Source organism: Dapis hubbardiae BLCC-M172, assembly GCF_050016015.1.
Classification (GTDB): domain Bacteria; phylum Cyanobacteriota; class Cyanobacteriia; order Cyanobacteriales; family Microcoleaceae; genus Trichodesmium.
In genome coordinates, this window is the sequence record NZ_JBNHEQ010000129.1 from 1 (window position 1) to 11,666 (window position 11,666).

The window sequence follows — 11,666 nt, forward strand, 5'->3', positions numbered from 1 at the left end:
AATAATTGAGAGAATATAATTCTGCTTTGGCAAAAGATTTAGTCAAAATTTATCCGATAAAAACATAATAAGTACCTAAACAAAATTATTTACCTATTCTAATTCTCTGGGATCTTTAGAATACAAATAATTCAGCTTGTATATATGTGTAATTAATTTTGTGTACCTGCTTACCTTTGATAAGCATTCAGTTATTAGCAGTTACCTCATCCTACGGAATGCTACAAAACAGCTTTTTAATGAATGAAGCAAGCTTTATTTTAACTTATACTACATTTTTAACCAGAGTATTGAAGCACAAGAAAGACTCGCTTGAGTTGTGAACCCATACAATTATGTGGTAGGAAATGAGTTAATAATTGATAGCTGATAGCTGAATGCTGACGGCTGAATGCTTACTATCAAAGTATTTCAATTTATGGTAAAATTCTACTTCCGCACTTGAAAAATTATCAGATTATGACAAGTATATTTTCACGAGTAAAATTTTTCAATCTCTCTAGTAAACCCAGTATTTCAATGCAGATGATGTGGGTAGGTCTAATCATTACAATTCTATTTATATTAATTGCTATTTTTGCTCCACTTTTAGAAAATTTAGGCTTACTCCAAGACCCTCAAGAATTTCTCAGTAACCCCATACATCAACCACCTTCTTTTAAACATTGGTTTGGTACAAGTCGTCAAGGTTATGATATTTTTTCTAGAACTTTATTCGGTGCACAAGTTGCTTGGCAAGTTGTGATTTTAGCAACTTTATTAAGTTTAATTATTGGTGTGCCATTAGGAATGGTAAGTGGTTATCTCGGTGGCAGAATTGATAAAATTTTAATATTTTTTATGGATACTGTTTATACTTTGCCTGGATTATTACTTTCTATAACTTTAGCTTTTGTCGTAGGAAAAGGAATATTAAATGCAGCGATCGCTCTAAGTATTGCTTATATTCCACAGTATTATCGAGTAGTTCGTAACCATACAGTTAGTGTCAAAACGGAACTTTTTATTGAAGCAGCAAGAGCGATGGGTGCTAATACTTGGAGAGTGTTGACTCGTTATTTATTTTTAAATGTTATTCAGAGTGTTCCTGTGTTATTTACTCTTAATGCTGCAGATGCAGTTTTAGTATTAGGAGGATTGGGATTTTTAGGATTAGGATTACCTCCTGAAATTGCTGAATGGGGAAATGATTTAAGGTTAGCTTTAGATGCTTTACCAACAGGTATTTGGTGGACTGCTTTTTTTCCTGGTTGTACTTTAACTTTAATGGTGGTTGGGTTATCTTTATTAGGAGAAGGATTGAATGAATTTGTTAATCCTAAATTTAGAGAATAGGAAGGAAGAAGGAAGAAGGAAGAGGGAAGAAAAAAGAGGGAAGAAGGAAGAAGGAAGTTGATTTTTTTTCTTCTTCTTTATTCACAAGTAGTAATTCTAAGTAATATGATTTCTGAACAAAAAAATTGTAGGGGTTTGGTTTCCAAACCCAAGCAAAAATGTCATTATCCTGAATTATAATTTTATTCCTGATTCATATATAGAAATCCTAAATGATTTCTGAACAAAAAAATTGTAGGGGTTTGGTTTCCAAACCCAAGTAAAAATGTCATTTTGATGCCAAATCTATACAATAAAATATTACAACATAAGCACGGATTACTACCGCATTTGCCAGGGTAATTCCAGTTATCAGTTAACAGTTATCAGGTGTATGATGGGCAATTAGGTTTCACCTTGCCAAACAAAAAATTATAATCAATTTCCAATATGCTAACCCCAATACTAAAATTTCCGCCCATGGGAATTGACAAGATTTCGACTCTGTTAGCTGGAAACCAATCTCACTGGCGACCCATTTCTCTAGCTTTTGGCCAATCAAACTTCCCAATTCAAGAATACGTTGACTTAACTATAAAGACCAAAGAAGTAGAAAAAATACTAGGTTACGGGGATATTAGCGGACAGATGTCACTGCGGGAAAAAATTAGCAGCTTTTACGCCTCCACCTTAGACATAGATATCCCAGCAGCACAGATATTGATAACTGATGGGGCAACTGGTGCATTAGTTTTAGCACTGGGTCTATTGGTACGTCCAGGTAGCGAAGTCATTATACCCGCTGTCGGATATGGCCACTATCGTCGAACCGTGCAGATGTTTGGTGGAATTCCCATATCAGCACCCCTGGATGTAGAGTTTAACCTCTCATACCACCGACTGTCAGATTTAATAACGGCCAAAACCGCTGCCATCATCCTCAACTCTCCTGGAAATCCCTACGGAAATGTTGCCAGTCTGGAAATCCTCGCAGAAATCGCTTCATTCGGCATTCCAGTGATTTTCGATGAAGTTTACCAGTTAACGACCTTTGCAGGTGCTTTCGCTCCCAGTGGGACTCAACTACCTGGGGACAATTTCGTTGTCAATGGATTTGCCAAATCCTTTGCTGCTCCGGGATTGCGTATAGGTTTTCTGATTGTACCACCAAGCTATGCTCAAGCTGCACAGAGTCTGAAAGTATTACTGAATATTTGCCCCAATCTTCCTGGACAACTTTTGGCAGAACGACTGCTAGAGCGTTCGGCGGTTTTGCTAAAGGATCATAGAAGCTACTTGCATCGCTGCCACAATTTATTCTTGGCGACTTGCGATCGCTATTCTCTATCTGCCATCAGAAATTCCCAGGCAGGATTTTATGGTATCTTGGAACTGCCTAAAGAGATGGACTCAATGCAAGCAGCATCAATGCTAGCCAAAGACTATGCGGTTGGGACTGCTCCGGGAACAGATTTTGCGGAAACAGATCCTAGTTTTTTGCGCGTCAATTTTACCAAAAGTCCGAAAGATATGGAGGAGGGATTGGGACGCATAGCAGAGTTCCTGGAAAAAGTTAACCCGAAAAGATGAGATTGTCCTTGCCCTTTTAGGGGGACTTTTGATTTGATTTAATACCCATGAATACGCTACAATATTCTTAGTTAAAAACAACAACAATGAAAGCCAGGTACAAATATCGAATTTATCCAACAGTTGGACAAAAACAATGGCAGTTCTACTACTAGCAAATTTTTATTCTCAAAGAAACAAACTATGTTATGGAAATAACTCAACCAACTCAGCCTGAAAGTGCTTTCAAATACTTTGATTTGTATGGCTCAATGCGAGCACACAAAATTATGCTAGAAGACATGGCAAGGATGGAAGCATATCACTCTGCTATATTCAAGAACAAATCGGAATTGATAGCAGATAAGGTCGTCCTTGATGTGGGTACTGGAACAGGTGTATTGGCTGTTTGGGCGGCTAAAGCGGGTGCAAAACGTGTTTACGCAGTGGATGCCAGTAATGCCGCTCAACTTGCCAGACGGTTAGTCGAGTCGTCAAATGTGTCAGATGTTGTGACAATTCTCAACTCAAAAGTAGAGGAGGTGGAAATACCCGAACCCGTAGATGTAATTGTCAGCGAGTGGATGGGCTGCTTTTTGCTCAAAGAATCCATGTTTGATAGTGTTGCATATGCTCGCGATAAATGGCTAAAACCGGGTGGGTTGATGTTTCCGAATCGTGCCACAATTCTGCTGGGACTCTACGCGCCAGGGAACGATGACGATCGCACAGATTGGGTCAGGACAAAACTGGAAAAAGAAATAGCAGAGTGGGACGAAACGGTTACTAATCTTCAGGGTCTTGATGTAGACTACTCCGGTTTCACTTCGGAGGTGGTTCAGGATTTGTCAGACTACTTTTTGAAAAATAGTATGCGCGTCAACTATTTGTCCCCAAACAATCTCGCCTCGGCATCACAGAAAGTGCTTGAGTTTGACTGTGCCACTGTCGATCCTACCACACTCGTCCAGTTCAGTCAGGATTTTGAGTACACAATCAATAAGCAAACTGAAATTAAGGGGTTTCTTGGCTGGTTCACCACAGATTTTCCCAATGGAGTCGTTCTTGACACCGGACCTGGAAAAACTTACAGCCATTGGGGACAGCAACTATACCCCCTCCAAGAAAGCTTAAAAGTTGCACCAGGCGATCGGGTGGTGGGAACAATTACTGTTAGCCGAGATCCAGATGAGCCGAGATTTAACATCATTAAGTTAAAGTACCAAGTTAATACAGGTCTAGAACAGACTGCTCTGTTCAACGTGGGCCATGTACAACATCTGGATGAAGGATCGAAAAATGTATTCGGCTGACGGGTGATATGAAGCCAGAATAAACGACCTAGCTCTTATCCTTCGTAGATAATACTGGATCTGCAAATATGGCTATAGTAAATTAGCCTAATATTATATAATCAAATAATCGTTACAAGCCCTAGTTTTTTGGGCGTCAACTTTACCAAAAGTCCGGAAGATGTGGAGGAGGGATTGGGACGCATAGCAGAGTTCCTGGAAAAAGTTAACCCGAAAAGATGCTATCGTACTCCTGAACTGTCAATTCCCAGACAGAATGAATAGAATTAGAGCATAAGTTGAGACCATGACTATTAGATCTAGATCGGATATTTTAAAATTCTTCCAAAATCTAAATTTTGTCTTTTTCAGTGGCTTTGATCCGATTAAGTCGATTAATGAAAATAATAATTTATATATAAATTCTATGTATGATTTGATGGAAGATGATGAAATTAGAAATCAAGCCTAGAGAAAAGTAATTTATCAAAAAATAAAAGACAAAATAGTTGTTGAAATTGGTACGGACAAAGCCTTATTTTTACCAAAAATGTGTGTAGATGCAGAAGTAAAAAAGCTTTATACAATAGAAGAAAATGAAAAAGCTTTCTTACAGTCAAAAAAAACTGATCGAAGAACTTAATCTAGAAGAAAAGATTAAAATTTACCAAGGATTTTCACAAGATATAGAGATTGAAGAAAAATGCGATATATTAATTCATGAAATTGTCGGTTCTATAGGTAGCAGAGAAGGTATGGTGCTAGCAGTTGATGATGCTAAAAATAGGTTTTTAAAGCCAAATGCTGAGTTTATTCCGTATCAGTGCATAACGAAAATAGCACCTGTCTCACCATTAAAACTTTCACCAGAGAAGCAAATAGTTAACTTTTTTCTGAAGTTAATTATGAAAAAAGTTATCATAAATTTAAGTGATGACTGGAACTTTTCTCAACCAAGAACTTATGTCACCTATAATTTTCCCGTTCGTAATTTGATTGCCGAACCCCAAGAATTTGAAAATATAGTTTTTGCTGAAGATTTAGTAACGAGAGAGGAGAAAAATCTAGAATTTCTTATCAAAAAAACAAGCTTATTTGATGGATTTATTTTCTTTATAAATCTCTGGGTAGACAAAGAAACAGTAATTGATACCTTGTCACAAAAAACAAGTTGGTTAGTTAGATATGTAAAACTTTTTGAAAAGCCCCTAAAACTAGAAGCAGGTGACTTTATTAAAGTGAAAATTGAGAGGGATATTTCAACCACACAACCTAGATATGATATTAATGCTACTGTGAGCAAAAATGATGGCAGCGTATTTGCAAACAAAAGTTATCAGCTATGTTAAAAATTCTCTCTCCTAAATAAGACTGTATCTAATTGGAACTGATTGAATGGGAACAAAAATATGAAAAAGATACCCAGTGTAGAGATTTTACAACTGAGTGAGGAAATTGTACCGGAGGGAATTTCCTACTATTCTAGTCTGAATAGTAACGAAACAGTGGTAGGAAAATACCCACCAGGTACTCAGGAAAATTTATATGTTCATCGCAATCAAACAGACTACGTTCAAGTTGTTAGTGGACAGTTGATTTGGGTTATTTTGTCGGAAGGGAAATATCAATATTTTCCTTTAAATGAAGAGGATTCTTTTGTGATTAAAGTACCACCAAAAATTCCCCATGCTGGTATTAATCCCTATGATGAAACTTGTGTTTTTCTAAACGCAATTGTACGCCATAAACCCTGGAAACCGATAGAGTATCGACCTATTTATCCTCCGTTTCCCTACGATCTAGAAAAAGCATTGTCCAGTCAAATACCAATTGAACGTATTGTCCGGCAATCCTCACCCTAGCCTTTTGACGGGGAGAGTTTTCCTATAATTTAGTTATAGAAATTATGGGTTTGTGATAATGACTTAATGGAGTAGTTCAATAATTGAGAATTGAAAATTGAGAATTACCTCTCCTTGAAAAGAAGAGAATTTACGAACAGGAAAATTGTTATTTATTATCCCTTTAAAAGGGGAGGCTTTAAACCACAATATTTCGGTAAAAAACTTATTGTGAGAACCAAAAATATCCACCGCTTGTAGCCATGGGGAGTGGCAAACTTAAGGTATTTCCAGGTAATAATCACTGTTCAGAAACCCGGTTTCTTGGTTGGGGTGAATTCTATTATAAGAATCATTACTATCAATTACCATCTACCAAAAACACCCCAAAAAGCACCAGAAATTATTCCCCAAATTGAGCCAATACCTGCACCAACAATTACTCCTTTTAACAGAGTAACTTGACCACTAATTCCTAAACTGAAAAACAAATCATCACCAATAGTTATAGATAAAACCCCGCCAATAATTCCCCAAGCGATCGCCGTCAAAAAACAACCCCAAATTCCTCCAACAATTGCACCTCTTATCCCAATTAATTCTAATGCTAAAGGTAAAGGAGGAGCCATAATTAATCCACCAAATATAATTCCCGATATTGTTCCACCAATAGCACCATTACCAGCACCAAAAATCAGAGCAGCTATTAATAATTGAGGTAAATTCTTCGCACTAACATCAATATTTCCTTGACTCCAAAATAGTAAGCAAACTGTGGCAACTATACCTATAATTGTGCCGAAAAAAGAACCCCAAATTGCACCTAAAATTGCTCCAGACTTACCCCAAATTCTCATACCTCCTAAAAACATAGGAGGTTTAAATAAACTCCAAACAAAACCAAAACTTCCTCCAAGAAATGCTCCTGATAAATAAGCTCTAGCAAAGTTAGCATCCCGATTTAATATTGCTAACATTAATCCTCCAATAGCACTACCTAGAAATAACCCACCAATAATTCCAGCTATTATATAATTTTTGCTAGATTCATCTTGTCTACCAATTAATGATTTCCAGATTAGGCTGATAATTGTACACCACAAAATACCCATTAATAATGCACTTATAATAGTGATTAAATTTTGATTAATTCCGATAAATAAACCAGCCAAAGCAGCACAAAATAAAATACCCCAAAGAGTTCCACCAATTATCCCCCATATTATTTTAGTAAATATCTTTGTTTGATTCTCAGGTAACTCTTTCATAATTGATATTATCCCTACGCTATAAAAAAATTTCAGTGTTAAGAAATATACTATAGCTTATAGATAAAATTTGATCTAAAACCTTCAACCTAAAAACATTATTTGGAATCTACAAAATTCTTCAATAAACTACCCGAAATCCTAAAAAATTATCCTTACTATCAGGAATTAAAGCATAACGAGAAGCACTACGACAACGCCTTGCACCAATATTCCAAGAACCTCCCCTTAAAACTTTATATAAACTTTTTGATTCAGATTTCCAAATAATGCCGTCTGATGGTGCAAAATTGTAATTACTATGCCAATCATCAGCACACCATTCCCAAACATTTCCGTGCATATCATATAAACCAAAAGCATTCCCTGGGAAGCTATCAACTTGTGTAGTTTGACCACGCCATACTCCTGTGGAAATTTCTCCATAATTAGAATTTCCATTATAATTAGCTAGATTAGTTGTAATTGTTTCACCAAAATAAAAAGGAGTATTTGTATTTGCACGACAGGCATATTCCCATTCTGATTCACTAGGTAAACGATAGTTTTTAGCTGTTTTTTGAGACACTCTGGCACAAAATTCACTAGCTTCATACCATGATATACTTTCTACTGGTAAATATTTACCTTTAAATTTAGATATATTAGGATTTAAAGGTATATTTATTTTGGGAAATTTTGATGCTACAATTTGCCATTGTTCTTGATTTATCGGATATTTACTCATAAAAAATGAGGTAATAGTAACTTGATGTTGAGGACTTTCATTTGGCAATCTTTTAGCCTCAGTTTCTGGAGAACCCATCTGAAAAGTACCATTGGGAATTGATATCATTTCTATAAATATTTCACCATCTAAATACTCTTTAATAAAAGGCACTTTTAGACGTTGAATTTTAATTTTATTACCTCTCATATCGATCTTAAAGGTTTCAAATGTAAAAGTATTTTCTGAGGGATTACTAATATTTATTTTTTTTGTCCTCGCAATATCTTTGTGCAACAATAAACTGCCACTTAAACCAAGTCCTGCTACACCTAAAGATTTTATAAAATTTCGGCGATTCCTCATAATATAATTTTCTTGATTTATGGATAAATAAAAAATAAATTAAATTATAGAGAGTATCTATAATTATCAACTTTAACCATTTAACCTGTAGATGATATTATAGTTAAAACTTAGTTTATTATATTTTATGTCAAATCAAGAACCACCTGAAATTATTAAACAACGTCTCTTATATAAAGGCAGAAAATTTAACTTTGATGTTAACTATCTACGTCTACCTAATGGAGTTGAAGGAGACTGGGAATGTATCCGTCATCCGGGAGGAGCTTTATGTATTCCTGTTACTTCAGATGGAAAATTAGTATTAGTAAAACAATATAGATTTGCTGTTCAAGGTAGACTTTTAGAATTTCCCGCAGGTACGATAGAGGAAAATGAAAATCCTGCTGAGACTGTTAAACGAGAAATAGAAGAAGAAACAGGTTATCGAGCAAATAAATGGCAAAAGTTAGGAGAATTTCCCCTTGCTCCTGGATACTCAGATGAATTTATTTATGCTTTTTTGGCAGAAGATTTAGAGAAGTTAGAAAATCCTCCTGCACAAGATATTGATGAAGATATGGAAACAGTTTTAATGACTCCTCAAGAATTAGAAAAAGCTATTATTGAGGGAGAATTTGTAGATGCTAAATCAATCTGTAGTTTATTCTTAGCTAAACCATTTTTATCAGGAATATAAAAGAAGGAAGAAGGAAGAAGGAAGAAGGAAGAAGGAAGAAATATTTAGTTATCTCGGAGAGAAGGGAGGAGCAAGAAAGCTAGTTATCTCGGATAGAAGGTGTAAATATTGAAAAAAAAGGAAAAAAGGAAAAAATGATAGAGATAACAGATAACTGTCTGAAATGAATTCTATATACTCTTTTTTTTAAGTGGTATGATACCATTTTGAAAAAAGAATTATACAAAAAGGTAGATGTTTATTAGATATGCTCAAAAATAGGCTATCCAATTTCTTTTAGGTTGTTATATCTATCGTTTATCCCTGTTTATAATGTTTACTCTTTCTTGCTTCGTTCTTCTTCCTTTATGCCAAAAATATAGCTGCTCTAATTAATTTTAGGGTAGTCCTTTGATGATTGTGATTTATTGTGGAGGTAGGCAACTTTTTAGAGGAATAGTATTTCCTAGCCTACTTAAATTTTTTTCAGAATATCACTACTTGTACATCACTACCCATTTTAGACAGTTATATTTATCGTTTATTCCTTTTTATAATGTTTACTCTTCCTTACTTCTTACTTCTTACCGAATAATTAAGGTTTAAAGCCTTCTATAGCAATTCCCAAGAGGCGTGAGGTACAAAATTCTACGCTTTAGGCAACAGGCAACAGGCAATAGGCAACAGGCAACAGGGAATAAAGAAGAAAGATAAAACTATACCTTACTAACCTGAGAAACGCTATATTTCAAGAGAAACAATGAATTTATTTTCCTTTTATTCAATCCTCTTCCTTTTAGGGAGAGGTAATTATCAATTATCCATTATCAATTATCCATTATCAATTATCAATTATCAATTATCAATTATTTAATTCTTCTTTCTTCCTTCTTTCTTCTACCAACAGTAAACTTAAAGAAAATGTCTAACTTAATCCTATTTTGGCATCGACGCGATCTACGCATTTCAGATAATATCGGACTGACACAAGCATCTCAAGAAAGTCAAACAGTAGTAGGTATATTTTGTCTTGATGAAAATATTCTCAAACGAGACGATATTGCTCCTGGAAGAGTTACCTATATGATTGGTTGTTTACAACATTTAGAAAAACGCTATAAACAAATAGGAAGTCAACTATTAATAATCTCTGGAAAACCTACAGAAACTATTCCAAAATTAGTAACTTTTTTGGAGGCAAAAGCTGTATATTGGAACCTAGATGTTGAACCTTATAGTAAGGAACGCGATCGCCAAGTTAGAGAAAATTTAGAAGCAGCAAATATTCAAGTAAAAACTTTTTGGGATCAACTCCTTCATTACCCAGAAGAAATATTTACTGGAACTAAAAAACCTTATACTGTCTATACTCCTTTCTGGAAAAATTGGAAGAGCAAAAAAAAATTAGCTCCAGTTAATATTTCCTTACTCAAAGGTTTAACTGAAGAGCAACTTCAAGACACAAAAAAAATAGGAGTAATTGACTTACCTATTGCTAAAGAATTAGGATTTAATTGGGAAAATAAACTCATTCTTGAACCTGGAGAAACAGCAGCATTAGAAAAATTAGAAACATTTTCTAATGGAGCAATATATTCATATCAAGAACAGCGAGACTTCCCTAGTATTGATGGAACATCTCAACTAAGTGCTGCTCTAAAATTTGGCACTATTGGTATTCGTACAGTTTGGACAAAAACTCAAGAATTAATCAAAAATTGCCGTAGTGAAGAAGCATTTGCAAATATAGAAACCTGGCAAAAAGAAATAGCATGGCGGGAATTTTATCAATATGTTATGTACCATTATCCCCAATTAGAAACAGGTCCTTATCGAGAACATTGGAAAAATTTTCCTTGGGAGAATAATGAAGCAAATTTTCAAGCTTGGTGCGAAGGAAAGACAGGTTATCCTATTATTGATGCTGCTATGCGTCAGTTAAATGAAACAGGTTGGATGCACAACCGTTGTCGGATGATAGTCGCCAGTTTTCTGACCAAAGATTTAATTATTAATTGGCAATGGGGCGAAAAATATTTTATGCAGAAATTAATAGATGGCGACCTTTCTGCTAATAATGGAGGTTGGCAATGGAGTGCTTCGAGTGGGATGGACCCAAAACCTTTGAGAATATTTAATCCCACATCTCAGACACAAAAATATGACCCAGAAGCAGAATATATTCGGGAGTGGGTGTCAGAGTTAGGTCGTGTAGATACAGAATATTTGGTTACTGGTAAAATTCCTGTGGATGAGCGGGAAGTTGTAGGTTATCCTGCACCTATTGTTGACCATAAAAAAAGACAACGATTATTTAAGTCTCTTTACCAGGAACAGAAAAATTGATTGGGTAGTCATATCTTCTAAGTGAGAATATCTGCCAGAAAAATTTTTACTTGTGGATAAGAGTAAAATATTGGTGGGAAAAATTTTCAAGGGTATTTTCCTGTTGTCTATCGTTTCCTAAATTATCAAGAACAGAAAAATTAATTGAGTAGTTATATCCTATCTGTGAGAATATCTGCTAGAAAAATTTTCTTCAAGGGGTGAGAGTCAAATACAGAAAAATGACTTGAGCAGTTATCTTTTCTCAGTAGATATTTGCCAGAAAAATTTTCACTCTTTGATGAGAGTCAAATATTGGTAAGAAAA

General features: G+C 35.1%; 10 protein-coding genes. 8 read left to right on the forward strand and 2 right to left on the reverse strand.

The window, feature by feature from the left end; genetic code table 11:
• Positions 1-459: 459 nt before the first annotated feature.
• The 6 genes from ACP6PK_RS11550 (at position 460) to ACP6PK_RS11575 (ending at position 6,037) form a co-directional block, all read left to right on the forward strand.
• On the forward strand, positions 460-1,335 hold the full coding sequence (locus tag ACP6PK_RS11550) for an ABC transporter permease (protein WP_426559727.1): 876 nt from the start codon (positions 460-462) through the stop codon (positions 1,333-1,335).
• 429 nt (positions 1,336-1,764) lie between these two features.
• A complete protein-coding gene (locus ACP6PK_RS11555; protein ID WP_426559728.1) occupies positions 1,765-2,904 on the forward strand; it encodes a pyridoxal phosphate-dependent aminotransferase in 1,140 nt (379 codons plus the stop codon).
• 86 nt (positions 2,905-2,990) lie between these two features.
• Positions 2,991-3,059: a helix-turn-helix domain-containing protein gene (locus tag ACP6PK_RS11560; protein ID WP_426559752.1), complete on the forward strand. Its 69-nt coding sequence runs from the start codon at positions 2,991-2,993 to the stop codon at positions 3,057-3,059.
• Positions 3,060-3,092: 33 nt separating this feature from the next.
• Positions 3,093-4,196: a methyltransferase domain-containing protein gene (locus ACP6PK_RS11565; protein ID WP_426559729.1), complete on the forward strand. Its 1,104-nt coding sequence runs from the start codon at positions 3,093-3,095 to the stop codon at positions 4,194-4,196.
• Between the two features lie 575 nt (positions 4,197-4,771).
• A complete protein-coding gene (locus ACP6PK_RS11570; RefSeq protein WP_426559730.1) occupies positions 4,772-5,524 on the forward strand; it encodes an SAM-dependent methyltransferase in 753 nt (250 codons plus the stop codon).
• A 60-nt stretch (positions 5,525-5,584) separates the two neighbouring features.
• The gene (locus ACP6PK_RS11575; RefSeq protein ID WP_426559731.1) at positions 5,585-6,037 is read left to right on the forward strand and encodes a cupin domain-containing protein; all 453 of its coding nucleotides are present in this window, start codon (positions 5,585-5,587) and stop codon (positions 6,035-6,037) included.
• A 344-nt stretch (positions 6,038-6,381) separates the two neighbouring features.
• Here ACP6PK_RS11575 and ACP6PK_RS11580 read toward each other — a convergent pair whose 3' ends face one another.
• Complete coding sequence (locus ACP6PK_RS11580; protein ID WP_426559732.1) at positions 6,382-7,284, reverse strand: hypothetical protein; 903 nt, start codon at positions 7,282-7,284, stop codon at positions 6,382-6,384.
• Positions 7,285-7,405: 121 nt separating this feature from the next.
• Entirely contained in the window at positions 7,406-8,356 is a 951-nt protein-coding gene (locus ACP6PK_RS11585; RefSeq protein WP_426559733.1) for a formylglycine-generating enzyme family protein, read from the reverse strand.
• A 127-nt stretch (positions 8,357-8,483) separates the two neighbouring features.
• Between ACP6PK_RS11585 and ACP6PK_RS11590 the strand changes: the two genes are divergently transcribed.
• Complete coding sequence (locus ACP6PK_RS11590; protein WP_426559734.1) at positions 8,484-9,035, forward strand: NUDIX hydrolase; 552 nt, start codon at positions 8,484-8,486, stop codon at positions 9,033-9,035.
• A gap of 900 nt (positions 9,036-9,935) precedes the next feature.
• Positions 9,936-11,360: a deoxyribodipyrimidine photo-lyase, 8-HDF type gene (locus tag ACP6PK_RS11595; protein WP_426559735.1), complete on the forward strand. Its 1,425-nt coding sequence runs from the start codon at positions 9,936-9,938 to the stop codon at positions 11,358-11,360.
• Positions 11,361-11,666 lie beyond the last annotated feature (306 nt).